At 37.8% G+C, this 25,410-nt stretch carries 27 protein-coding genes; all 27 read left to right on the top strand.

The window, feature by feature from the left end:
- The first annotated feature begins 17 nt into the window (after positions 1 to 17).
- The 27 genes from RST01_RS04260 to RST01_RS04130 all read left to right on the top strand — a co-directional run bounded on the left by RST01_RS04260 (position 18) and on the right by RST01_RS04130 (position 25,368).
- Positions 18 to 551: a YceD family protein gene (locus RST01_RS04260; protein WP_147194279.1), complete on the top strand. Its 534-nt coding sequence runs from the start codon at positions 18 to 20 to the stop codon at positions 549 to 551.
- 24 nt (positions 552 to 575) lie between these two features.
- Positions 576 to 749: a 50S ribosomal protein L32 gene (rpmF, locus tag RST01_RS04255; protein ID WP_066785166.1), complete on the top strand. Its 174-nt coding sequence runs from the start codon at positions 576 to 578 to the stop codon at positions 747 to 749.
- Positions 750 to 928: 179 nt separating this feature from the next.
- On the top strand, positions 929 to 1,690 hold the full coding sequence (locus RST01_RS04250) for an enoyl-CoA hydratase/isomerase family protein (RefSeq protein WP_147194276.1): 762 nt from the start codon (positions 929 to 931) through the stop codon (positions 1,688 to 1,690).
- 53 nt (positions 1,691 to 1,743) lie between these two features.
- Entirely contained in the window at positions 1,744 to 2,130 is a 387-nt protein-coding gene (locus RST01_RS04245) for a transcriptional regulator (RefSeq protein ID WP_066785173.1), read from the top strand.
- Positions 2,131 to 2,214: 84 nt separating this feature from the next.
- Entirely contained in the window at positions 2,215 to 3,114 is a 900-nt protein-coding gene (locus tag RST01_RS04240; RefSeq protein ID WP_147194273.1) for a ketopantoate reductase family protein, read from the top strand.
- 3 nt (positions 3,115 to 3,117) lie between these two features.
- Positions 3,118 to 3,501 carry a DUF3397 family protein gene (locus RST01_RS04235; protein ID WP_147194269.1) on the top strand — a complete coding sequence of 128 codons (384 nt, stop codon included), beginning with the start codon at positions 3,118 to 3,120 and terminating at the stop codon, positions 3,499 to 3,501.
- A 268-nt stretch (positions 3,502 to 3,769) separates the two neighbouring features.
- Positions 3,770 to 5,386: a bacillithiol biosynthesis cysteine-adding enzyme BshC gene (bshC, locus tag RST01_RS04230; protein ID WP_147194267.1), complete on the top strand. Its 1,617-nt coding sequence runs from the start codon at positions 3,770 to 3,772 to the stop codon at positions 5,384 to 5,386.
- 311 nt (positions 5,387 to 5,697) lie between these two features.
- Positions 5,698 to 6,129 carry a division/cell wall cluster transcriptional repressor MraZ gene (mraZ, locus tag RST01_RS04225; RefSeq protein ID WP_066785184.1) on the top strand — a complete coding sequence of 144 codons (432 nt, stop codon included), beginning with the start codon at positions 5,698 to 5,700 and terminating at the stop codon, positions 6,127 to 6,129.
- 21 nt (positions 6,130 to 6,150) lie between these two features.
- On the top strand, positions 6,151 to 7,089 hold the full coding sequence (rsmH, locus tag RST01_RS04220; RefSeq protein ID WP_147194265.1) for a 16S rRNA (cytosine(1402)-N(4))-methyltransferase RsmH: 939 nt from the start codon (positions 6,151 to 6,153) through the stop codon (positions 7,087 to 7,089).
- 13 nt (positions 7,090 to 7,102) lie between these two features.
- Positions 7,103 to 7,474, top strand: coding sequence for a cell division protein FtsL (ftsL, locus tag RST01_RS04215; RefSeq protein WP_066785194.1), 372 nt, complete (start codon positions 7,103 to 7,105; stop codon positions 7,472 to 7,474).
- A gap of 32 nt (positions 7,475 to 7,506) precedes the next feature.
- A complete protein-coding gene (locus RST01_RS04210) occupies positions 7,507 to 9,630 on the top strand; it encodes a penicillin-binding transpeptidase domain-containing protein (RefSeq protein ID WP_244946636.1) in 2,124 nt (707 codons plus the stop codon).
- 215 nt (positions 9,631 to 9,845) lie between these two features.
- Positions 9,846 to 11,738 (top strand): stage V sporulation protein D, encoded by a 1,893-nt coding sequence (locus tag RST01_RS04205; protein WP_066791832.1) that lies wholly within the window; start codon positions 9,846 to 9,848, stop codon positions 11,736 to 11,738.
- Positions 11,739 to 11,814: 76 nt separating this feature from the next.
- The gene (gene mraY / locus RST01_RS04200; RefSeq protein ID WP_066785199.1) at positions 11,815 to 12,786 is read left to right on the top strand and encodes a phospho-N-acetylmuramoyl-pentapeptide-transferase; all 972 of its coding nucleotides are present in this window, start codon (positions 11,815 to 11,817) and stop codon (positions 12,784 to 12,786) included.
- Positions 12,786 to 14,150 (top strand): UDP-N-acetylmuramoyl-L-alanine--D-glutamate ligase, encoded by a 1,365-nt coding sequence (murD, locus tag RST01_RS04195; RefSeq protein WP_147194259.1) that lies wholly within the window; start codon positions 12,786 to 12,788, stop codon positions 14,148 to 14,150. The genes mraY and murD overlap by 1 nt, the downstream gene beginning before the upstream one ends.
- An 11-nt stretch (positions 14,151 to 14,161) precedes the next feature.
- Entirely contained in the window at positions 14,162 to 15,247 is a 1,086-nt protein-coding gene (gene ftsW, locus RST01_RS04190; protein ID WP_066785205.1) for a putative lipid II flippase FtsW, read from the top strand.
- Positions 15,248 to 15,269: 22 nt separating this feature from the next.
- A complete protein-coding gene (locus tag RST01_RS04185; RefSeq protein ID WP_147194257.1) occupies positions 15,270 to 16,025 on the top strand; it encodes a cell division protein FtsQ/DivIB in 756 nt (251 codons plus the stop codon).
- A gap of 389 nt (positions 16,026 to 16,414) precedes the next feature.
- The gene (ftsA, locus tag RST01_RS04180; protein WP_066785209.1) at positions 16,415 to 17,698 is read left to right on the top strand and encodes a cell division protein FtsA; all 1,284 of its coding nucleotides are present in this window, start codon (positions 16,415 to 16,417) and stop codon (positions 17,696 to 17,698) included.
- Between the two features lie 51 nt (positions 17,699 to 17,749).
- Complete coding sequence (ftsZ, locus tag RST01_RS04175) at positions 17,750 to 18,931, top strand: cell division protein FtsZ (RefSeq protein ID WP_147194255.1); 1,182 nt, start codon at positions 17,750 to 17,752, stop codon at positions 18,929 to 18,931.
- Positions 18,932 to 19,101: 170 nt separating this feature from the next.
- The gene (locus RST01_RS04170) at positions 19,102 to 19,944 is read left to right on the top strand and encodes a sigma-E processing peptidase SpoIIGA (RefSeq protein ID WP_066785216.1); all 843 of its coding nucleotides are present in this window, start codon (positions 19,102 to 19,104) and stop codon (positions 19,942 to 19,944) included.
- A gap of 114 nt (positions 19,945 to 20,058) precedes the next feature.
- Positions 20,059 to 20,766: an RNA polymerase sporulation sigma factor SigE gene (gene sigE, locus RST01_RS04165; protein ID WP_066785219.1), complete on the top strand. Its 708-nt coding sequence runs from the start codon at positions 20,059 to 20,061 to the stop codon at positions 20,764 to 20,766.
- A 93-nt stretch (positions 20,767 to 20,859) separates the two neighbouring features.
- Positions 20,860 to 21,642: an RNA polymerase sporulation sigma factor SigG gene (sigG, locus tag RST01_RS04160; RefSeq protein WP_066785222.1), complete on the top strand. Its 783-nt coding sequence runs from the start codon at positions 20,860 to 20,862 to the stop codon at positions 21,640 to 21,642.
- A 298-nt stretch (positions 21,643 to 21,940) separates the two neighbouring features.
- A complete protein-coding gene (locus RST01_RS04155; RefSeq protein WP_147194253.1) occupies positions 21,941 to 22,177 on the top strand; it encodes a PRC-barrel domain-containing protein in 237 nt (78 codons plus the stop codon).
- Positions 22,178 to 22,404: 227 nt separating this feature from the next.
- Entirely contained in the window at positions 22,405 to 23,109 is a 705-nt protein-coding gene (locus RST01_RS04150) for a YggS family pyridoxal phosphate-dependent enzyme (protein ID WP_147194251.1), read from the top strand.
- Positions 23,093 to 23,605 carry a cell division protein SepF gene (locus RST01_RS04145; protein ID WP_147194249.1) on the top strand — a complete coding sequence of 171 codons (513 nt, stop codon included), beginning with the start codon at positions 23,093 to 23,095 and terminating at the stop codon, positions 23,603 to 23,605. Before RST01_RS04150 ends, RST01_RS04145 begins: the two co-directional genes overlap by 17 nt.
- Before the next feature lie 16 nt (positions 23,606 to 23,621).
- Positions 23,622 to 23,885, top strand: a complete 264-nt coding sequence (locus RST01_RS04140; protein WP_066785234.1) for a YggT family protein — start codon at positions 23,622 to 23,624, stop codon at positions 23,883 to 23,885.
- Positions 23,886 to 23,980: 95 nt separating this feature from the next.
- The gene (locus RST01_RS04135; protein WP_147194248.1) at positions 23,981 to 24,769 is read left to right on the top strand and encodes a YlmH family RNA-binding protein; all 789 of its coding nucleotides are present in this window, start codon (positions 23,981 to 23,983) and stop codon (positions 24,767 to 24,769) included.
- An 89-nt stretch (positions 24,770 to 24,858) separates the two neighbouring features.
- Positions 24,859 to 25,368, top strand: coding sequence for a DivIVA domain-containing protein (locus RST01_RS04130; protein WP_066785239.1), 510 nt, complete (start codon positions 24,859 to 24,861; stop codon positions 25,366 to 25,368).
- Positions 25,369 to 25,410: the final 42 nt, after the last annotated feature.

Genomic DNA, 25,410 nt, shown 5'->3' with positions numbered 1-25,410 from the left:
TTTAGAGGTGATAATGTATGAAATGGGCAATCCCACAACTATCTAAATATCGCCAAAGCGGGATGCCAATTGACGAAACTGTACAATTGGAAGGCATTATGCGTCGCAATACGGATATACGCCATATAACTCCTGTCCACGTAGAAGGCTTTTGCACTTTTGGTGCGAGCCAAATGAACTGTCATTTTCATTTGACAGGCACGCTTACACTTCCTTGTTCACGCACATGGGAAAATGTCGAATTTCCTTTTGACATTGAATCAGATGAAGTCTTTAGCTGGTCTGATTATGCCGCTACAGATGAGCATGATAATGTTCATCCTGTAAAAGGGGAAATAATCGATGTTGATCCAGTATTAGAAGAACTAATTTTATTAGAGATTCCTATACAAGTGTTCAAAGAAGATGCCGAAAACCCAAAATCCAAAAATAATGACGCTTGGTCTTATTTAACAGAGGATGAGTTTTTAAGTCAAAAAGAAAAAGACGCCCAAAAAACGGATCCAAGACTGGCTGCTTTAGCTAAGTATTTTGATCAAACAGACGAATAACCGATCTGTAAGGAGGTGCCATCAATGGCTGTACCATTTAGAAGAACTTCTAAAACTGCGAAACGTCAACGTCGCACACACTTTAAACTAGCTGTACCAGGTATGGTTGCTTGCCCAAGCTGCGGTGAACTTAAATTGTCTCACCATGTATGTAAAGCATGCGGAACATACAAAGGTAAAGAAGTAGTAAGCAAATAATTCAGTATTTGCTTTAAAGGAGACTTTCTAGAGAGACCATGGCTCTTTAGTCAGACTTAAATGCAGTTTTAACACAACGGAAAACCCTTATTTAAGGGTTTTCTTTTTTTTATATTTTTTCGTCTCTTATTCTAGTTATGGTAAGATGATAGCAATTCTGAATAAAGGGGATATGAAGGATGGACTTTATCATTGCAGAGCAAGAGGGAATAATGACATTTACGATTAATCGGCCAGAGAGGCGAAATGCGATAAATTATGCGGTAATGGAAGGTTTGAAAGAAGCAATAGAGTACATACATAATCATGAAACAGTTCGAGCATTTGTTATTACGGGAACTGGTGATCAAGCCTTCTGTTCAGGCGGGGATTTAGCAGAATTTCATCACTTGATTACAGAAGAAGAGGCTTATAGCATGCTCAGTAAGATGGCGAAAATACTATATGATTTAGCTACATTACCTATACCAACCATTGCATTAATCAATGGAGTTGCGGTTGGGGGAGGATGCGAGATAGCGGCTGCATGCGACTTCCGCTTAGTTAAGAAAGGAGCACGCTGCGGTTTTATTCAAGGTACATTAGGGATTACCACAGGATGGGGTGGTGGTACATATTTATTGGAGAGAGGCCTACAGCAGGAGAAAGCATTAAAAATGCTATTAGAGGCTAGGCTATATAATGCAGAGCAACTGTTTGCATTGGGCTTTGCGCAATATATCTTTGAAGGTGAAAAGAATGAGGCTATTAAAGATTTCATAGCAGATATGGAAAAGATTCATCCGAGTGTTCATAAAGCATATAAAGAAATCTTGATTCGCAAATGGAATAGTCAGCATCTCAAGGAAAGAGTTATGGAAGAAGTAAGAACATGTGCGAAGCTATGGGAAAGCGAAGCGCATCATCAAGCTGTTAAACAATTTCTATCAAAAACGAAATAACTTCTAAACTTCAAAAACTCGCATATAGTAATAAAAAATGCGAGGTGATTCGTATGGAAGTGAAAAAAAGAAAAGATCAATGGTTACAGCAAGATGATGATAGGTTAGCGAACATTATATTACAGGCTGTGAGTGAAGGAAGATCACAATTAGCTGGATTTCAAGAAGCGGCAGAAGCATTAGGACGAACAAAACAAGCCTGCGGGTTTAGATGGAATAAAACACTACGCAAGGTTTATGAAAAAGAACTAGAAAATGCAAAATCTCAGCCAAAACAAATGATGAGAACACATTTAAAACAAGCCTTAACTAGTTTTGATCAATTATCAGAAGCTTACTATGAATTAAAAGAAAAGCATGAGCAATTGCAGCATGATCATGTAGAAGTGCTCCAGTGGCTCGAAACAGGGTCTAAATTCTTAAAAAAAGGAAACATCTAGGCGATGTTTCCTTTTTTGCTTTGTAACAGTATAATAGCAATGGTATAGTAACCGATCTAGAGCGGAGAATGAAGAGGTGTCGAAATGGATTTCGTAATAGTGGGAGGAGGAGCCATAGGACTAGTCTTAGCAAGTAAGCTTTTTGAACATGGGCACAATGTAGAAGTGCTAGTACATTCTAAAGAGCAGTGTAAGGCAATCCAATCTGGCGGCGGTTTAACATTTATTAACGATGTTGGCGAAGAAAAGACGCTTCCAATAGGTGTTACCACTAACCCGCAGAACTTAAATAAGAAAGCAATCTGGATTCTGGCTGTTAAATATCATCACTTACAAGACATGCAGCTGCTTTTTGATGAGCTACCAGAAGAAACAATCCTATTATTTATCCAAAATGGAATTAAACATATAGAATTTGCTCGTGATTTAAAACAAAAGAATATATTAATGGGAACCATTGAATTTGGAGCAGAGAAAGTAAATAGCAGCAAAGTGATTCATCGTGGTATTGGTATCTTTAATATTGCCAATTTTAAAGGTGAAGTATGGAATAACGAAGAGTGTCAGCGTCTAACAGCAATCGATTTACCTATTTCTTTTTCTGAAAATTATTTAGAAATGTTGTTGCGCAAAACAATTGTCAATTGCCTAATTAATACGCTAACAACACTTTTAGAAGTTCCCAATGGTGATCTGATTCGCCTACCATCTCATCATAGAATATTAAAAGAGCTGTATTTTGAAATAGTCTCAGCATTTCCAGAACAAAAGAACATGTTGCCATTTAGTAATATAGAACAAATCTGCAAAAATACCTCTCAGAATACTTCATCTATGCTTGCAGATTATCGCCATGGCAGAAAAATGGAGATAGACACAATTGTTGGAGGAGTTATGGTGTTAGCAAAAGAAAGAGGGCATGATTTGCCTATGCTCAAAACACTCTATCTCTTGTTGCTAGCTCTGGAAGGAAAGGAGGAATAAGATTTGATAGCACTTTTATCTTTGATTGCGTATCCATTCATTCTTTTTCCTTTTTTCCTATTCTTGTTTGTCTACTTCGTTTTTAAGAAACTTTTCAAAAAGTCGAATGCTTTTAGTAAGGCAGCAGACGCAACAACTTTACTATTGTTCTTCTCCATTCCTGCCCTTACTAAACTAATATGGCATTTTGATTTGGGCTTTATCGTCATTATACTCGGGATTTTTATTGCGATGATCCTAACTATAGTAGAATGGATAAAAAGCAAAGAAATTGATTTAATAAAGCTATTTCGTAAAATCTGGCGGTTAATGTTTTTGATTTTAACCTTTGCATACATAGGTATATGTTTAGCCGCTATTATTCAAAAAGTTATTGAGCTATATTAACTCAAGCACAAGCGCGTTTTAACGATTTTAAAATGCGAAGAATAGACTTTGTTTAGCACGAATAAGCTGTATAAAATTAAAACAAACGATGAAAAGCACCTTATGGTTAACTGAACATAAAGTGCTTCTTTTTTATTTTTAAAGCCTAATCAATTACAAAAAATTGTTATTTCGTTCTTACGTTTGTGAGTGAGCGTATTTTTTTGTTAACAGGTGTTTAAATGATATACTTCAATATAGCTAACCATTATAGAGGAGTTTACAAAATATGAAATTGGAACAAGTTGAGATTCCTATAACGAATCCTTTACTAAAAGATTATACCGAAGAAAAGTCATCCATTCTTCCCTTTTTTCATTATGCAAATAGAGATGATTCCTTTTCGAAACGACTAGAGGATATACAAAACCACCCTGTAAGAAGACAACAATTGGCTGCAATTGTTCGTGACTATATGAAACCGTTTGGCGTTTCAGAGAAGGCAGAAGAACATTTAAAAGAATTAGAAGACCAAGCAGTAGTGGTGATAGGTGGCCAGCAGGCTGGCTTACTCACAGGGCCCATGTATTCTGTACATAAAGCATTATCGGTTATTCTGCTTGCAAAAGAACAAAGAAGAAAGCTTGGATTGCCTGTTGTACCTGTATTTTGGATTGCTGGCGAGGACCATGACATTGACGAAATTAATCATACCTTTACAGCGATTAATGGCAGACTAGAAAAGCATATCTATAGAAGCAATTCAAAAAAGAAATTAATGGCTTCTACAACAGTATTAGATACAGAAGAAGTACGTTCATTTATCCAAGAGACATTCAAGCAATATGGCGAGACAGCGTATACTGAAAAGCTTCTGAAGCAAATCGACCAATTTTTGGTAGAAAGCAAAACGTATACGGATTTCTTTACAGCTCTTATGAACTGGCTGTTTAAAGAAGAAGGGCTCTTGTTTGTTGATGCTGCGGATCCTAAATTGCGTGCTTATGAGTCTCCTTATTTTGAAAAATTGATTAAGCATACAGAGCAAATTGCAGATGTCGTCACTCAGCGGGAAGCGGATTTTGCAGAGCTTGGCTATGGGACTCCGATTGGTGCAACAAAGGATGCAGCCAATTTATTTTATGTGCGAGATGGCGAGCGATTCTTATTAGAACACCATAATGGCAAATTTATAAACCATATAGCAAATGTCCAATTTAGTAAAAATGATATGCTAGAAATCGCTAATGAGCACCCTGAACAATTGAGCAATAATGTAGTGACTAGACCATTAATGCAGGATATGGTATTTCCTGTACTTGCATTTATTGGAGGGCCTGGTGAGTTGGCCTACTGGGCTACATTAAAGGATGCTTTCGCATTGTTAGACATGAAAGTGCCTGTTTTTGTGCCTCGTTTAAACGTTTCAATTATAGATAGACAGGTACAACATGTATTAGGAGAGTTAGATTTGTCTGTTGCGGATGCCTTGGCAGGTAAAGCAACTTTGCTAAAAGGAGCCTATGAAGCGGATGTATATGATGTAAGCGCTAAAGAGATGATTGACCAAACAATGGACTTATTACGCGAACAATATGATGGACTGCTAGAACACATGCGCAAAAATGATATACAGCTAGAAAAATTAGCAGAGAAAAACCTGTCTATACATCAACAACAATTAGACTTTTTAAATAAGAAGATTGAACGAGAAATCCTACTTCAACATGATGTAGAATTAAGAAGATATCGATTAGTAGAAGATCGCCTATTACCAGGAGGCGGCCTACAGGAGAGAACATTTAATCCCTTCTTATTTATGAATGAATATGGCGAAAGCTTTATTCAAGATCTGATGGGATTACCATTTTCATTTAACAGCAAACACAAAGCTGTATTTTTATAGAACAATATGCTCAGGTAGATTCGACAAAAGGCATGGGGAGATACGTCTCAATGCCTTTTGTCTTTTTAATTTGCAAGAAATATAAAGCTTTTGGTTTAAATATGGACCAAGATGTCTATTTAAGAAGGGGCAACAACCATAAAATCCCGATAACGCGCATACATTAGCTCATTTACGTTTAAAATGTTGAGGCATACATAATAGCAAGGACAATTTTCATATTTTTTATGTTTGCCATTAATTTGTCTATGAATTAGTGGTGGAAAGTGGGGGAATGTGGTACTCTATTTTCATATAGTGGGGTGAGTATCATGTTCATGGGAGAATACCAACATAACATTGATCCAAAAGGCCGCTTAATTATCCCAGCAAAGTTTCGAGAGTATTTTAAAGACGGTTTTGTCATCACTCGAGGCTTAGACCAATGTTTATTTGGTTATCCAATGGATGAATGGGAAAAGCTAGAGGATAAATTAAAGAAATTGCCGCTAACGAAAAAAGATGCTCGAGCGTTTACGCGCTTCTTCTTTTCTGGAGCGACAGAAGTGGATATTGATAAACAAGGCCGTATCAACATACCCATGAACTTGCTATCGCATGCCCGCATTGAAAAAGAATGTGTTATTCTTGGCGTGTCCAATCGCATTGAGATTTGGGCGCAACAGGCATGGCAAGATTACTTTGCTGAGTCTGAAGATTCCTTTAATGAAATTGCTGAGAATATGATTGATTTTGATTTATAACAACCAAGAGGAGGATTTCAGTTGTTCAATCATACGACCGTATTACTGAAAGAAACCGTTGATGGATTGAACATCCGTCCGGACGGGATTTATGTGGATTGCACCTTAGGAGGAGCAGGACACAGTGAGTACCTTGTTAGCCAATTATCTGGTAAAGGACGCCTCATCTGTTTTGACCAAGATTTAGCTGCAATTGAAAATGCAAAGATTCGTCTAGCACCATACTTAGACAGAGTGACATTCATACATGCAAATTTTCGTTATTTGCAAGAGGAGTTAGCTAATTTAGGGATCTCTAAAGTCGATGGCATTCTATATGATTTAGGTGTTTCATCACCTCAGCTTGATCAGGCTGATCGTGGTTTCAGCTATCATCAAGATGCACCACTTGACATGCGGATGGATACAACAGCTTCTCTTTCTGCATATGAAGTGGTGAATGAATGGGATTATAGTGATTTAGTTAGGATTTTTTACCGTTATGGAGAAGAAAAGTTTTCTAAGCAAATTGCTCGCAAAATAGAAGAGGCACGAAAAAATGAGCCAATCAAAACAACTGGTGAATTGGTTGATCTCATTAAAGAGGGGATACCGGCAGCTGCAAGACGTAAAGGTGGACATCCTGCGAAGAGAATTTTCCAGGCCATTCGCATTGCAGTGAATGATGAGCTTGGTGCAGCGGAAGATTCCCTGCAACAGGCGATTGAAACCATTACTGTCGGTGGAAGAGTCAGCGTGATTACATTCCACTCACTCGAGGACAGGCTATGCAAAACCATATTTAAAGAGGTGTCTTCTTTGCCAGATTTACCTCCAGGTTTGCCAGTTGTTCCCGCTCATATGGAGCCAGCCATAAAGCTTGTTACTAAAAAACCGATTGTGCCTTCAACGGAAGAGCTAGAAGCAAACAATCGCGCACGTTCAGCCAAACTGCGGATAATTGAAAGAGTAAAAGACTAAAGGAGTTGATTATATGGGATTGCCACAACAAAGAGAACATCATACGTATATAAAACAACCAGTAGCACCCGAACAGCATATTCCAAAGACTGTCACTAAACCGCGTAAATCAAGAATCACCAAGCTAGAAAAAATTCTAATGCTTGTAATGACTGCTACAATTGCTTTTATTGCTGTAGGGAATTTGAATGTCCAGTCTTCTATCAACAGCACAACAGTCGATATTCAAAAAACAGAAGCTGATATAGTAGAAGTGAAAAAGCAAAACTCAGAATTGTCTATGGAAATAAGTGAACTTTCAACATATGATCGTATTTGGAAAAAAGCAAACGCTTTAGGCCTAAAATTGAACGAAAAAAACATGAAAGTAGCGTCAGGACAATGAAAAAGAACAAATTTCAATGGGGAGCCTCCACGATGCTTATCATCTACGGGCTTCTATTTTTTTTAATGTTTTTTAGAATATTCTATATCCAAGTCACTGGGCAAGTAGAAGGGCAGCAATTAGCCGCAAAAGCAGCTGCCAGATATGAAAAGAAAAAAACAATTACAGCAGACAGAGGAAACATATTAGACCGAAACGGTAAAATTATTGCAGAGGATGCGGTGACGTATCGCCTTGCAGCTACTGTTAACCCGGATGCATCAAAAGGTTCAAAAAAACCTATCCATGTGGTGGATCCAAGAAGAACAGCTGCAGTATTAGCAAAATATATACCGATGGATGAAGAAGAAATATACGAAAGACTGCTCAAAAAGTATACTGCAAAGCACAAACCTTTATGGCAAGTAGAGTTTGGAAATGCAGGTAGTAATATTAACCATGCTACCATGCAAAAAATTCAAAAAGAAGATTTACCGGGTATTATTTTGATGGAAGACAAAAAACGCTTCTATCCAAATGGTGTATTCGCATCGAATTTAGTAGGGTTTGCGCGAAAAGAAGATAATGAAAAAGCTCCTGTTGGAAAAATGGGTTTAGAATCCATTTATAATAAAGAGCTTTCTGGTGTTGATGGAAATGTACAATATAAGAGTGACTTATTTGGCTATTTACTGCCGAATAGTAAAAAAATGATCCAACCAGCTAAAGATGGTGAGAATGTTTATTTAACCATTGATCGGACAATCCAAAACTTTCTAGAAGCTTCAATGACGAAGGTTTATGAAAAATATAAACCTGAATCTATGATGGCTGTAGTTGCCAATCCTAAAACTGGAGAAATTCTGGCTGTATCACAGCGGCCTACCTTTAATCCTCAGACAGGGGCAGGTCTAAATAATAGTTGGATTAACTCATTAACTGAAACAACCTTGGAACCAGGCTCAACGATGAAGACGTTTACTCTTGCTACAGCTATAGAAGAAGGAAAATGGAATCCAAATGATAAATTCCAATCAGGCCAATACAAGGTATATGATCGTACAATTCGAGATGCCAACCAAGTTGGATGGGGAACAATTACATATCTAGAGGGTATTCAGCGTTCTTCCAACGTCGGAATGGCAAACTTGCTCAAAAAGATTGGAGATAAGACCTTTATCAACTATCTAGGGAAATTTGGATTCGGGCAAAAAACAGGAATAGATTTGCCAAATGAAGCAACAGGTAAAATATTGGATGAATACCCGATTAACCGAGTAACAACAACCTATGGACAAGGTTCTACCGTGACACCAATTCAGCTCATCCAAGGACTTACCGCTATTGCGAATAATGGTAAAATGATGCAACCTTATGTGATTAACAAAATCGTCGATCCAAACACGGGGAAAGTAATCCAACAGCATGAGCCAGTAGTGAAGGGTAAGCCGATTTCAGCTGCCACCGCTAAAAAAGTAAGAGATACATTAGGGACGACTGTTACGTCCAAAAAAGGTACTGCTCAGAATTTTGCAAGCAAAGAATATGAGGTTTCAGGAAAAACAGGGACAGCTCAGATTCCAAGACCCTCTGGCGGCTATTACTGGGGGAAGAATAGTTTCCTTTATTCTTTCTTAGGCATGGCGCCGAAGAAAAATCCGAAATTAATTATGTATATTGCTATCAAAAAACCGCAATTAGGTATGACAGAAGTTGGTTCTGAGCCAACTTCAGAAGTATTCAATACAGTCATGGGCAGTAGCTTAAAATATTTAAATATAAAACCTTCCAAAATGAAGACTGAAAAACCTGTAATCGTTGGCCAATATGTAGGGGGTAGCAGCAAAACAGCATCCAAAGAGTTAAAATCTCAAGGTATGGAGCCTGTTCAAATTGGCGGAGACGGTGAAGTATTGGAACAATACCCGCAGGAAGGAAGCAGTTTACTAGGTAAAAATCATGTATTCCTTAAAACGGATGGCAACAACATTAAAATTCCAAACTTCAAAGGTTGGTCATTGCGGGATATATTGGCTTATCAATCAATATCCGGAATTAAAATTCATACAAGCGGAGATGGATTTGGTGCAAAACAAAGCATCAAGCCAGGAACTATTTATGAGGGAAATGCAAAATTAACTGTAACATTGAAAAAACCAGAAGATGAATATAATTAAGTCGTAGAAAGCCCATTTAATAAGGGAGAAATGGTTCGCCAGCTTTTGTTTAATGCTAAAGAGTCGATGTTTACACACTTCGATTCTTTCACAACAGTTTCTTTACGGAACAATGTGAAATGAACAAAGATAAGCATAGTCACCTTTTTGCAATCATATCTTACATGTAAAAAGGTGTGATTTGTCGAACTATGTGGGTTACTAAACAAGCAAGCATGAGATTGAAAATTGTCGTACTGATTTTTTTCTGCTTAGGTGCAATGTTGATCGGAAAATTGATTGTGGTCCAGTTTATCCAGCATGATTTTTTAACCAAAAAAGCAGAAGAAAATTGGGACAGGGAAGTGCCGATGAAAAGTCTGCGGGGCAATATCACTGACCGCAACGGTAAGCTGTTGGTCGGGAACAAGCTGGCGCCTACATTATACTTTATGCCTGCACAAAATAAAGAACCTGATAAAGTAGCAGAGCAATTAGCTCCTATACTAGGTACGAGTAAAGAGGCTTTAGAGAAAAAGCTGAATAAGAAAGACTTTATTGTTAAACTGGCGCCAGAAGGAAAGAACATTTCCAATGAGGTAGCGGAAGCTATTCAAAAATTACAAATCCCTGGCGTCTATACGGGTCTTGATTATATGCGCGACTATCCATATGGTGTATTGCTGTCAAGGTTATTAGGATTTACAGGCAGCGATATGCAGGGGCTGGCAGGACTTGAATATCAGTATAATGACTTGTTGTTAGGGAAAGAGTCAGCCATTCGATTATTTACTGATGCAAAGGGAGCAAACCTACCGCATGTAGAGGATGGATGGAAAAAGGGACAGGACGGTGCCACTTTAGAATTAACGGTTGATGTTGGTGTCCAAAAAGTGGTTGAAAGAGAACTAGCGCAGGCGATGAAGAAATATAATGCAGATCAAGCAATTGGTGTTGCAATGAATCCAAATACAGGCGAAATTTTGGGATTAGCTTCATTCCCAACATATAACCCGGCAGAATATTTGAAAGTGGATCAAAGTATCTACAATCGTAATTTGCCTGTATGGATGACATATGAACCGGGTTCAACATTCAAAATCATTACATTAAGTGCAGCACTGAATGAAAATGCAGTCAACTTAGAAAATGAAAGTTTCTTTGATCCAGGCTACGCCAATGTAGAAGGAGCAAAGCTACGTTGCTGGAAACGCTCCGGTCATGGTAGTGAAACATTCTTGCAAGTTGTGGAAAATTCATGTAACCCAGGGTTTATTGAATTGGGAAGACGAGTGGGCCCGACTAAATTGCAAAAATATATCCGTGACTTTGGTTTTGGCCAAGTTACAGGCTCTAACATGGCTGGAGAGTCGACAGGCATTTTATTCTCACCTAAAAATTATGGTCCTGTAGAGCATGCTACCACGTCATTTGGTCAAGGAATTTCGGTAACGCCAATTCAACAAGTGCAAGCAGTCGCAGCAGCTGTGAACGGCGGGAAATTAATGACCCCATATATCGTAAAAAGAATTGTGAACGGAGAAAATGGAGAAGTCCTAAAAACATACGAACCGACCAAAAAGAACCAGGTGATACGAAAAGAAACAAGCGCAAAGGTTAGAGCTGCATTAGAATCTGTGGTTGCAAACGGTTCAGGTAGAGGCGCTTACCGTGATCAGCTTCGAATCGGCGGGAAAACAGGAACTGCACAGAAAGCTGAAAATGGACGCTATAAAGATGGAGAGTATATTGTATCATTTGTCGGGTTTGCACCAGCAGATGATCCGGAAGTAGTTGTCTATGTAGCGATTGATAATCCGAAGCAGGGACCTCAGTTTGGGGGCGTCATTGCTGCGCCGATCGTAGGTCAAATTATTGAAGATATCCATCCAATTGTTGGAATTAAAAATCGTAAAAAGCAGATTGAAAAGCCATATCGTTGGGGAGATGTGGAAAAGGTGCGCGTTCCAGACTTAGTGGGCCAAAGCAAAAAAGAAATTACAGGTATGCTTTATCCATTCCGTATAGAATGGCATGGGGAGGGAGAGAAGATTGTTTCTCAACTACCTGAAGCAGATGCACAAATCGTAAAAGATGGGACTATTCACGTTTATTTAGAAAAAGAATAATCTTAGTCTTTAAAAATGAAACTGAAACTACTATGATAGTACATGTACTAAAGAAGTTTAGAAGGAGAATTTTTTCATGTCAATCGCAACAATGCTAATTATTTTAGCAATTTCTTTTGTTATCTCGGTCATATTAGGCCCTATTATTATTCCTATGTTAAGACGATTTAAATTTGGCCAAAGCATCCGTGAAGAAGGCCCTAAATCACATATGAAAAAGGCGGGTACGCCGACGATGGGAGGCGTCATTTTCCTATTATCTATTATTGCGACTACCCTTATCATTAGCCTTATAAAAGGCGAGTTCACCTCACAATCCATTATATTAATTATTGTTTTAATAGGTTTTGGGGTGATCGGATTTTTAGATGATGGCTTAAAAATCATCTTTAAACGTAATTTGGGATTAACCTCTTTACAAAAGTTGATTGGCCAAATCGTTATTTCTGTAGCAGCTTATTTCTTGATGAGATTAGGTACCTTCCATAATACAATTCAAATACCGTTTACTGACTATGCAATCCATTTAGGGGCAATCTATGTATTATTCCTGATTTTCTGGCTTGTTGGTTTCTCAAATGCAGTGAACCTGACAGACGGATTGGATGGTTTAGTATCTGGCACAGCATCTATTGCTTTTGCCGCTTACGGAGTATTGGCGCTCTTGAATGACCAATTAGATATTGCTATTTTCGCGTTTGCTGTAGTAGGAGCTCTATTAGGTTTCTTACTATTCAACGCAAATCCGGCAAAAGTGTTTATGGGAGATACAGGCTCGCTGGCACTGGGTGGAGCTTTAGCTATGCTCTCCATCCTTGTTGGCCAAGAGCTTCTTCTATTGATCATCGGGATTATTTTTGTCTTAGAAACATTGTCTGTTATCTTACAGGTAGCAAGCTTTAAATTAACAGGTAAACGAATTTTTAAAATGAGTCCACTACATCACCATTTTGAGCTATCAGGCTGGTCGGAATGGCGTATTGTCCTAACGTTTTGGTTAACAGCATTAGTGGCGGCATTGCTCGCAGTGGTTCCGGAGGTATTGTAATGAAACAACTATCTATGATGGAACATAAGAAAGTTTTAGTATTAGGTTTGGCTAAAAGTGGGGTGGCTGCTGCAGAATTGCTTCATAAAATGGGCGCTTTTGTAACAGTCAACGATGCCAAACCATTCGAAGAAAATATAGAAGCTCAAAAGCTCCTTCAACAAGGAATTACTGTTATTTGTGGTCATCACCCGGGAAATTTATTGGATGAAGGCTTTGAATATGTGATTAAAAATCCAGGTATTCCGTATAACAATATTATTGTAGAGGATGCTATAAAACGTGGTATTCCAGTTTGGACAGAGGTTGAGCTTGCTTATTTAATCAGCGAAGCACCCTTTATTGGTATTACCGGTTCAAACGGAAAAACGACTACAACCACCTTGCTATATGAAATTTTACAACAGGGCGGTTTAAAGCCATTAATTGCTGGCAATATAGGTACAGTGGCTTGCACAGTAGCTGAAAGTGCAGAAGCTGATCAAGTTATAGTCACGGAGCTTTCATCATTTCAGTTAATGGGTATTGAAACTTTTAAACCCAAAATTGCGATTTGGACTAATTTATACGAAGCACATATTGACTACCATGGCACCATGAAAGAATATGGTGAAGCGAAATTCAACATTACGCGAAATCAGGATAGTAGCGATTATTTGATTTATAATGCCGACCAAGAAATTGTAGCTTCCTATGCAGAAAAATCTAATGCGAAATTGATTCCTTTTACAACAAAAGCAATAAGCAAAGAGGGCATTAGCGCTGACGAAGATATGATTTATTGGGAGGGTGCACCAATTTTAAAACGTGACACAATTGCATTACCTGGTGCGCATAATTTAGAAAATGTCCTCGCAGCAGTAGCAGCAGCTATTTTGATGGATTGTCCAAAAGAGAATATGGCATCTGTCCTATCTTCATTTGCCGGTGTAAGACATCGTACACAGTTTGTCCGCGAATGGAGAAAGAGAAAAATTTATAATGATTCTAAGGCGACGAATACCTTAGCAACCCGAAGTGCTCTTGCTGCGTTCAACCAACCGATTGTTCTACTTGCGGGCGGATTAGACCGTGGTCACTCCTTTGAAGAACTTCGACCTGTCATGGCAAATGTTCATGCTACAGTTGTATTCGGTCAAACCGCAGAGCGTTTTGCAGATTTTGCGAAAAGTTGCGGTGTTGAAAGCATTGTATATGCAACGGATATCCAGAAGGCCGTCCCTAAGGCAGCTCAGTTGTCTAATGAAGGGGATGTGATTCTTCTATCACCTGCTTGTGCAAGTTGGGACCAGTATCCAAACTTTGAAACTAGAGGAGATTTATTTATCCAATCTGTCATGGAATTAGACGAATATAAAGACTAACAATAGGAAGGATGCCTTGCCTGTTACAGCGTGAACGTTTATGGTTAATCATTGCCGCGTTATTTCTAACTGCCTCTGGCATTGTTTTTGTATATTCGGCAGGTTCGTACTGGGGTAAAATCCATTATGGCCAAACAGCGCCGTTCTTAGTAAAGCAACTCATCTATTTAGCGATCGCTTTAACCGTTTTCTATGCTTGCGGTCGTTATAAAGGACTTCAGCTAGAAAAAACATGGACACTATTTTATTGGTTATCATTACTGTTACTAGTAGCAGTTTTAATTCCAGGGATTGGTGTTGTCCGGAATGGATCCCAGAGCTGGATTGCGCTTGGACCACTGAGTCTTCAACCTTCGGAATTAACGAAGATTGCTACAATCATTAAGTTGAGTTTTATCCTGTCTAAACAAAAGGCAACTGCATCTAAAATTCATTGGAAACATTTTCTTTATCTGTTTTTGCCAGTGGCACTTATAATGGTACAGCCAGATTTTGGATCTGCATTTATTTTAATTGTATCTGTCTTCTTGTTATTCTTTATCGCAGGATATCCATTCCGGTTTTATGTTTTCTTAATTATTGCAGGCGTCGCAGGGCTAGTTGGATTGATCCTATCAGCACCGTATCGGTTAAAAAGAATCGAGGCTTTTTTGGATCCGTGGTCAGATCCTTTAGGTAGCGGATTTCAAGCGATTCAGTCATTAATGGCTATAGGACCGGCAGGATTATATGGCTTTGGTTTTGGCAATAGCCGCCAAAAGTATTTATACTTACCTGAACCCCAAAATGATTTTATATTCTCCATTATTACAGAAGAAATGGGTTTTCTGGGGGCAGCGACAATTATTTGTGCTTTTGGGTTGCTGATTTATGCAGGCTTAAGATTAGCTTACAAGTCGAGTCTCAAAGTTTCGCTGTATAGCATAGCTACATTAATAGGAATGATTGGATTTCAAGCATTCCTAAACATTGGTGTAGTATCAGGTTTATTGCCCGTTACTGGTGTCACATTGCCATTTATCAGTTATGGAGGAACATCTCTTGTGGTAACATGGATTGCGATTGGCATCATATGGAACTTTTCGAGGGAAGACTAATTTATAGAAGGGAGTGGTCAGTATGGATAAAGTAATTGATATTGAAGAACGAATTCCAACATTAAGAGAACGCCGAAAAAAAAGAACAAACCGACGATTTATCATACTTATAGTTATATTCTTAATTACCTTACTGACTCTTCTATATTTTCAATCGCCATATAGCCATATTGGAAGAATAAAAGTAGAAGGTAACCATTTACAAAGTAAAGACTATTACATAAAGCATAGTGGTTTAAAAAAGGGTAATTCTTTATGGGATTTTAAAAGTAGCAAAATTGAAGGGCTTATAAAAAGTAAGCAAATAGTAAAAAATGTTGAGGTCAAAAGAAGCTGGCTCAACACTGTTACACTTTCCATTAAAGAGCATAAAGATGTAGCTTTCTTAAAAGAAAATGATCAATACAGTTTAGTTCTTGATAATGGACAAACCCTTCGTTTAAGTAAACTACCAACAAGGTTGGATATGCCAATACTTGTTGGTTTTGAAAATAAAAAAACCCGGGTCAAGATGATTCGTCAGTTAAAACAATTGAGTAGTGAATTAACTGCATTGATATCACAAGTAAATCTAATACCAAACGACTCAAATCCCTATGCTATTCAAATGTTTATGAATGATGGTTTTGAAGTGAGGGGATCTATTTCATCTCTTGCTTCCAAGCTAAAATTTTATCCATCCATCATTTCTCAAATTAAACATAAAGATAAAGGCGTTATTGATTTAGAAGTGGGTACATTCTATCGATCTTATCGTGATGAATACAGCAAAAAATAGAAATACAGTACAAGCATTTGGTTAATTCAGTGTTTTTATCTAAAAATTACATTATTTCTATTATTATCAGTTTTAAATAGTTTACAAATGTAGTAATCTTAGCTTAAGCATTAATTAATTGAAAAAAGTTTTATTTTTTTCTTCCCTATATTTTATTGCAATAGTAGATTTATATAAAATGGGTAATTGCCGAAAACCTCTTTTTATAGGTGAAGAGTTTCCTATTATGTGAATGGGGAATTAAAGTGTATGGTGTATGAATCCGTTTTATATAGTAAAAAAAACAGGTGAATAGAAGGATTTTCGTATGTCAATCATGAATTTATTTAGACAAGTTTAACATTTTACAATAGAATAATCATAAGAGTTATTGAAGGAGGTGCCACAGTTTGAGTCATTCAGAATTATATGTTTCACTAGATATTGGTTCTTCTTCTGTAAAAGTGCTAATTGGAGAAGTTAATGATGAGACTGTGCATGTAATAGGTGTAGGTAATGTCAAATCGGTAGGTATCCGAAGAGGAAGCATTGTAGATATAGATGCTACAGTCCAATCTATTAAAAAAGCAGTAGATCAAGCTGAAAGAATGGTAGGAATGACTATCAATAAAGTCATTTTAGGTATTCCAGCAAACCAAGTACAATTACATGCTGTTAAAGGCGTTGTGGCAGTAAATAGCGAAAACCGAGAAATCACAGATTTAGATTTGGATCGTGTGATGGAATCAGCACAACTGATGTCTATCCCGCCAGATCGAGAATTAATCAACATTGTACCAACTCAGTATATTGTTGATGGCTTAGATGGAATTAAGGATCCAAGAGGTATGATCGGAATCCGTTTAGAAATGGACGGAACAATGATTACCACATCTAAAACAGTCTTGCACAATGTACTGCGTTGCGTTGAAAAGGCTGGTTTAGAGATTCAACAAATTTATTTGCAGCCATTAGCATCTGGTGAATTTGCACTTACTGAGGATGAGCGCAACAGAGGTACCGCTTTTGTTGATATCGGCGGCGGTTCTACAACTATTGCTGTATTTGAAGAAGGACATTTTACTGGAACAGCCATGATCCCTGTTGGCGGCGATCATCTGACGAAGGATTTATCAATCGTTTTGAAAACTCCAACAGAACAAGCAGAAAAGATTAAGCGTGAATATGGTCATGCTTATTATGATGATGCTTCTGATGATGAATTGTTTGAAGTACCAGTTATAGGTGCAGATACAAAAGAACAGTATAGTCAAAGATACATATCCGAAATTATAGGTGTAAGACTAGAAGAACTTTTCGATTTAATTATAGATGAATTGTATCGGATGGGGATTCAAGACTTGCCGGGTGGTGTTGTTTTGACTGGCGGTGTTGCGAAATTAGAAGGCCTTCCTCAATTAGCACGCCATGTATTGCAGACAAGTGTAAAGATTTATACACCTGATTATATAGGAGTAAGAGAACCTGAATATACGTCCGCTGTAAATTTAATTCGCTATGCGTATAAGGAATCGCAATTCAACCATGAGGTAAGCGATAATAATCCGCTAGGCAATGTGCCATATGACACTCATGTAGAACAGCCCAAAAAACAAGCATCCTATGAAACGGAAGAACATAGAGATGGTGTACTTACAAAAGTAAAAGGGTTCTTTAATAAATTCTTAGAATAATAAATAGGCGATTTTCCCTACACACTAATAGCTGAACTAGGAGGAATTAGGATGTTAGAATTTGAAACAAATGACGATTCACTAGCTGTAATTAAAGTGATCGGTGTTGGCGGCGGCGGTAACAATGCAGTCAACCGAATGATTGAACATGGAGTGCAAGGGGTAGAATTTATCGCCGTGAATACAGATGCACAGGCATTAAAACTATCAAATGCAGAAGTTAAATTGCAAATTGGTGCGAAATCTACTCGCGGACTTGGCGCAGGTGCTAACCCAGAAGTAGGAAAAAAAGCAGCAGAGGAAAGTAAAGAACAAATTGAAGAAGCACTTAGCGGTGCGGATATGGTATTTGTTACTGCCGGCATGGGCGGCGGTACAGGTACAGGCGCAGCTCCTGTTATTGCCCAAATCGCTCGTGATATTGGCGCATTAACAGTTGGCGTTGTTACACGTCCATTCTCTTTTGAAGGGAAAAAACGTCAAAAACAAGCTGTTTCCGGTACATCCTCGATGAAAGAAGCAGTTGATACGTTAATTGTTATTCCAAATGATCGCTTGTTAGAAATTGTTGATAAAAATACGCCAATGCTTGAAGCTTTCCGTGAAGCGGATAATGTACTTCGTCAAGGTGTCCAAGGGATTTCAGATTTAATCGCTGTCCCTGGTTTAATCAACTTAGACTTTGCCGATGTCAAAACAATCATGTCCAATAAAGGCTCTGCTTTAATGGGTATTGGTATCGCATCAGGCGAAACGCGCGCTGTAGAAGCTGCGAAAAAAGCAATTTCAAGTCCATTGCTTGAAACATCTATTCATGGGGCGAAGGGTGTCCTAATGAATATGACAGGCGGATCTAATTTAAGCTTATACGAAGTACAAGAAGCGGCAGATATCGTTTCATCTGCTTCTGATGAAGATGTAAACATTATCTTCGGTGCTGTCATTAATGATAACTTAAAAGACGAAATCGTTGTGACAGTCATTGCAACAGAGTTTACAGAAGATGAAGTACAACAATTTGAAGGCCGTAATACAAACCGAGGCGGTATGAGTGCACCACGTCAACAACAACCAATGCAGCAAATGCCAAATCGTGAAGTACGTTCGGAAGAAATGGCGAACACAATGAAAGAGGCGCCAAGACAACAACAAAACACTTCTTACCAATCAAATAATCAAGAAGAAGGTCTAGATATTCCAACGTTCTTGCGTAATCGCAATAGACGCCGTTAAATAAAAAACTGTAGGCAAACATGAAATCCCTCGTGTTTGCCTACAGTTTTTTTATGCTGAAATTAAAAAAATGCCCCTTTATGTCGGAAATTTCACCTGTTTACCTTTCACCCTTTGACAATTTTTGAAATCTGTCTATGGTATGTTGTTAATAGGCGGGAGGTGGTGAATTGTATGGTGAGGTATTAATATTAATAAACGCCATTTTTAATTACGTTATTCTTTCTTTTACCAACTCAATCTGTTATATGGGAAAAAAGAAAATAAGATTAATGGGAAGCGCATTATTTGCTGGTGCATGGATTGTCATATTTGGTCACCAGTTTCTCATGATGGTCGTCGCATTTTTACTCATGATGATTCTTGCCTTTGGATTTCATATTCGCCAACTTTGGAAAACTGCTCTGATGTGTTTCATTGCTGCATTATTTGCAGGAGGTCTTTTTACAGCCCTTGAGCCATTATTAATTGGACGTTCAGTTATTATACTGATGCTAATAGCAGGAGTTGTTGCCTCATTTAGTTTATTTATTTTAAAAAGCCGGTTATTTGCCTTTACGGGAGATCGCCTTCAACAGCAACTTGTCCAATGGTGTAAAGTTCAATTAGGCGAGATAGATGTTTCTTTAAAATGTTTTATTGACACTGGCAATACGACTGTTGAACCATTATCAGGACGTCCTGTTCATTTTGTGCGTTATCAAGCTATCGAACAATCAATGCCTGAACACTTAAAAATTGCATTGCATAATTGGGATGTTAACGATCCATATAATTTAGATATGTTTCCAAATGAATATAAAAAGAAAGTTGCAGTCATTCCGATTACAACTGTTCAAGAGAAGAAAACATATAGTCTTGCGCTTAAATACGACCAGTGGCAAATAATAAAAGGCAAGCATCACTCCATCGCTCCGGGCTTTTTAATCATAACTCTGCAAAATACTCATTTTCCACAAGAGACAGATGCAATCTTACACTTCACTGCCTTATCGAGGGTTGGCAGTATTTAATGCAAACTACAACTCTTCAGCATAGCTATAGCAGATTTCAATGTATTAAAAAAAGAAGAAGCTTGAATAAAGTTTCACCATATACTTCAATCTTACGAACGGGAGGGCATTTAAATGTTTTTACGATTATGGCGTTGGCTAACAGAAGTAATTGCTAGGTTTAGAGCGACGGGGACATTTTATATTGGCAGTCATGAATCATTGCCGACACCCTTAAAGAAAGAAGAAGAACAGGAAATGATTTTGGCTTTTAAAAATGGCGATATGCATGCAAGAGATGTGTTAATTGAGCATAATTTAAGACTTGTTGTATATATTGCAAGAAGATTCGATAATGCGAAAACCCCTATTGAGGATTTAATTAGCATTGGTTCAATCGGCCTTATTAAAGCAATTGAAACATTTAATGCTGATAAAAAAATTAAATTAGCTACATATGCCTCAAGGTGTATAGAAAATGAAATCTTGATGCATTTGCGAAAAACAAGCCGTATGAAAGGTGAAGTGTCTTTAGATGAACCGTTAAATTCAGATGGAGATGGAAATGAATTATTGTTATCTGATATTTTAGGCACAGAAGAAAACCTAATTACAGATGACGTAGAAAAGAAAATCGAACGTCAATATATGTTTCACGCCATTCAAAAATTAGAGGAAAGAGAACGATATATTATGGAATGTCGTTTTGGCTTAGCAGGAAAAGAAGAGATGACGCAAAAGGAAGTAGCGGATCATTTAGGCATTTCTCAATCCTACATTTCTCGTTTAGAGAAAAAAATCATTCATGAATTGCGTACGCATTTAAATCAATTAACGTCTTAACGGTTGAAATTGGTAAGAAAAATCACGCATATAATTATCCCGGACGGACACACTTAATTTACTAACAGTGATTAAGCATCCGGGAGGCAGATTATGCGAACAAAAGTTGAAATTTGTGGTGTTGATACATCCACTTTACCTGTATTGAAGCATGAAGAAATGCGGGAGTTATTTGTCGCATTGCAAAGTGGTCAGGAAGAAGTAAGAGAACAACTTGTGATGGGGAATTTACGGTTAGTGTTAAGCATTGTCGGCCGATTTGCATATCGAGGGGAACAGGCTGATGATTTGTTTCAAGTAGGCTGTATTGGGCTATTAAAGTCAATCGACCACTTTGACCTCTCACATAATGTACGATTTTCAACATATGCAGTACCTATGATTATCGGTGAAATTAGAAGACACTTAAGAGACCACCATCCGGTACGCGTATCCAGATCTTTACGAGATATTGCTTATAAAGCAATGCAAGCAAAGGAACAGTTCCTAACAGAAGAATTGCGGGAGCCTACCTTAACTGATTTAGCTCGTATGACAGGTTTACCCCAAGAAGACATATTGTTTGCACTTGATGCTATCCAAGAACCCATGTCTCTTCATGAGCCGATTTATTCTGATGGAGGAGATCCAGTTTATATGATGGATCAATTAAAGGATCAAAGTGTATCGGAAGATCGCTGGCTAACTTATGTTTCAATTAAAGAAGAAGTTCAGAAATTGGATAAAAGACAACAAAATATTCTCTCAAAACGATATTATTATGGTCATACTCAAACAGAAATAGCTAAAGATCTAGGCATCTCTCAAGCCCAAATCTCTAGGCTAGAAAAAAGCGCGCTAAAAACCATTCAAGAGCATGCAAGCGAAAAGAATTGATTGCTAAGATGCAATGCTTCCATCAGTGAATTAGAAAACGTTCCTTGCTGATGGAGCGTTCCTATTGTTCATGTATAAAGATTCATCTTGCAACTAGGCGGACTGTTGCCACTACATTTTTTGTGTTGAGGAATACAGGTGCCCATACAAGATAAAATTATAAGAAGCATCCATATCAAGAATGGTGCTTCTTTTTCATATATATATACATATAGGAGTTAATCTTTTCATGCAGATTCAACAGACATTCTGAATAGTATGCATGAACCCGCTCTTAATATAAAAAGGGGGAAACTGAATGCGTTTTTCGGATATTCAACGAAAAGAGATTATTGCGGCAAATAGTGGACGGTTTTTAGGATATGTTGAAGATGCAGTTGTCCAAAAAGACACAGGGTATGTTGAAGCGTTTGTCGTGGCAGAACCTAAAAAATTCATTTCTTTCAATTCAGGGCATAAAGAAGCTTTAAAAATACCAATAAAGGATATAGTAGTGGTAGGGAAGGATGTCATCCTAGTTAAAGGATTAGATTGAAGAATTCGGCTATTCATTGATAATTACCAAAAGGCTTGATACAATAGGGTAAAGTTAAATTTCAAGCGGTGCTTGCTTTAAAACTCTACCTGCTTGGAAGTGGAATCATATTGGGATTTGAGAACAATATCTCTATCCTAATTTACTCTTTATTTATAATAAAATTTTGATGTGAAAATAAAAATCCCTAATTGGGATACAAGATTTTTTGAAAAGTCGAGGCTAACATGAACTCAATAATAAATAATTTACATGATATCCAAAAAAGAATTGAAGATGCTTGCAAAAAGGCTGGCAGAAAACTTAGCGATATTTCGATAATTGCTGTTACAAAGCAAGTTTCAACAGCTCGGACCAAAGAGGCAATAGAGGCAGGGCTGACCCATTTAGGAGAAAATCGTCCTGAGGGTTTATTAGATAAGCAGGTTGAGATTAAAAATAATGCAACATGGCATTATATTGGTTCTTTGCAAACTAGAAAAGTCCGTAAAGTAATCAATCAGATTGATTACTTACATTCCCTTGACCGCATTAGCCTAGCTGAGGAAATAGATAAACGTGCAGCTTCTAATGTCAATTGTTTTGTGCAGGTGAATGTATCTGGTGAGGATTCCAAACATGGTTTAACGCCAGAGGAAGTTTTGCCTTTTATAGAGCAACTATCAATATTCCCTCATATTCGCGTTGTCGGTTTAATGACAATGGCACCTAATACTGAAAATCAAGCAATTATTCGCAGTGTATTCAAATCATTAAAAAATTTACAGTTAGAGATTGCTAGTAAAGGATATAGCTATGCACCATGCACCGAACTTTCAATGGGAATGTCGAATGATTATGAGATTGCCATTGAAGAGGGAGCGACATTTGTCCGTATTGGCACAGCTCTAGTTGGGACGAAAGAAGGGACTCTTAATGAAGGTGAAGGATAAAATCAAAAACTTTTTCTATTTAGAAGAGGAAGAAGAATACGTAGAAGAACAGGCTGTACGCAAAGAACCAATACGCCAGCAAGCTGTGCCGCAACAACAAGCAAGACAGCAACAAGTACAGCCACCAATCGTTAATAGACCTGCTGCTGTTAAGAAGCAGTCTATGAAAGAACGTCAAAAACAAGTTGATTATCCGGCAAATGTCCCGAACCTCGTTAGTATTACACAAAAGACTTCTAAGCTCGTGTTATCAGAGCCGCGAGTCTACTCAGAGGCGCAAGATATAGCTGACAATCTAAAGAATAAGCGGGCAGTGGTTGTAAACCTGCAAAGGATTGAACGCGATCAGGGTATGAGAATTATCGATTTTATCAGCGGAACGATTTTTGCCCTTGGCGGAGATATTAAAAAGATCGGCAAAGATATATTCTTATGTACGCCTGATAACATGGAAGTGGACGGAAATATATCAGAATACTTATATGACGATCAATAGAGGAGAATAATTGTTCATGCTACCATTTACAATAGTGAAGGTTTTTTTTGAGTTCTATTCCATTGCATTAATTATCTATATTTTGATGTCTTGGATTCCTTCAGCGTATGAGTCAGCTGTAGGAAGATTTTTAGCTAAAATATGTGATCCTTATCTGGATTTCTTTAGAAAGTTCATACCACCAATTGGCATGATTGATGTATCACCGATTGTGGCGCTAATTGCTTTAAATTTAATTCAAACAGGCATATTTTATGTACTTAGCTATATAGTGTTTTAAAAAAGAGCCCTTTAAAAGGGCTCTCTTTTACAAGTTGCCACCACCCGAGTGTGGGGCTTTTTTGTTAGATAAGAAATTAAAAGGGAGACACTACAATGGAAGATGTATTTCAACATTTCAGGCCATCGGAGAGAGCCTTTATCGAACAAGTAATCGGGTGGAAAAAAGAAGTGGAGGATCAGTATGCGCCAAAGCTAACCGATTTTTTAGATCCACGCATGAGTCAGATTGTCCACAATATTATTGGGAAGAATGGCGATATACAAGTTTCTATGGCTGGTTTATTTGATGGAGCGGAGCGACAAAGAGCTCTCATTTATCCAGATTACTTTTTACCGTCAGAAGAAGATTTCAACCTAGTTATTTGTCAACTTAGCTATCCTTCGAAATTTGTTCATTTAAAACATCCAGATGTACTGGGCGCCTTATTATCGATTGGACTTGAGCGCTCTAAGTTTGGCGACATACGTGTGGGCTCAGAAACTGTTCAATTTGTTGTGGCCAAAGAAGTGTTTGAATATGTGAGGCTCAATCTGATTAGCGTTGGCCAAGCTAAAGTAGAAGTGGGGCAATTGCCTACGTCTGATACTTTATTGCCTCCTGATGCCGATTGGAAAGAGCAGTCAACAACAACAAGTTCTTTACGTTTAGATACTGTCATAGCTTCGGTTTATCCAATATCGCGCCAGAAAGCAGCTGCGTTCATCAATGGTGGGAAAGTAAAAGTGAATTTTGCCCTATGTGAACAAGTTTCTTTCGAATTGCAAGAATCCGATTTGATATCCATAAGAGGACTCGGCCGCTTTATCATTCAATCAATCGAAGGTAAGACAAAAAAAGATAAATACCGCATGAAAGTAGGGAAAATGGACCGAAAATCGTAATTTTCTTATAAAAATGCAGAATTTGAGTGAACTTCCAAATAGAGAAATGTATAATAATGAGTAAATGTAGTTAAGGAGAGGTGCAAATCATGCCATTATCGCCACTTGATATACATAATAAAGAATTTAGTCGCGGCTTTAGAGGATATAATGAAGATGAAGTAAATGAGTTTCTAGAACAAGTTATTAAAGATTATGAAATAGTGCTAAAAGAAAAAAAGGAGCTTGAGAATAAACTTCTTTCAAGTAACGAACAGATTGGGCACTATAACTCAATTGAAGAAACGTTGCAAAAGTCAATTGTCATTGCACAGGAAGCAGCAGAAGAAGTCCGTCGAAACTCTCAAAAAGAAGCAAAGCTAATTGTCAAAGAAGCTGAAAAAAACGCGGATCGTATAGTCAATGAAGCCCTTTCCAAAGCTCGCCGCATCGCAATGGAAATCGAAGAATTGAAAAAGCAATCAAAAGTCTTCCGCAATCGTTTCAAAATGATTGTCGAAGCTCAATTGGATTTAATTCAATCAGATGATTGGGATCATTTAATGGAATATGAAGTGGATACCGCAGAATTAGAGCATTTGGACCTGCCACAGGATTAGTACTTGACTGGAAGTGTCCATTTTAACTATAATGTCATCATA

The organism is Rummeliibacillus stabekisii, from assembly GCF_007988965.1.
Lineage (GTDB): Bacteria > Bacillota > Bacilli > Bacillales_A > Planococcaceae > Rummeliibacillus > Rummeliibacillus stabekisii.
This window is presented reverse-complemented; position numbering and strand designations above follow the sequence as displayed.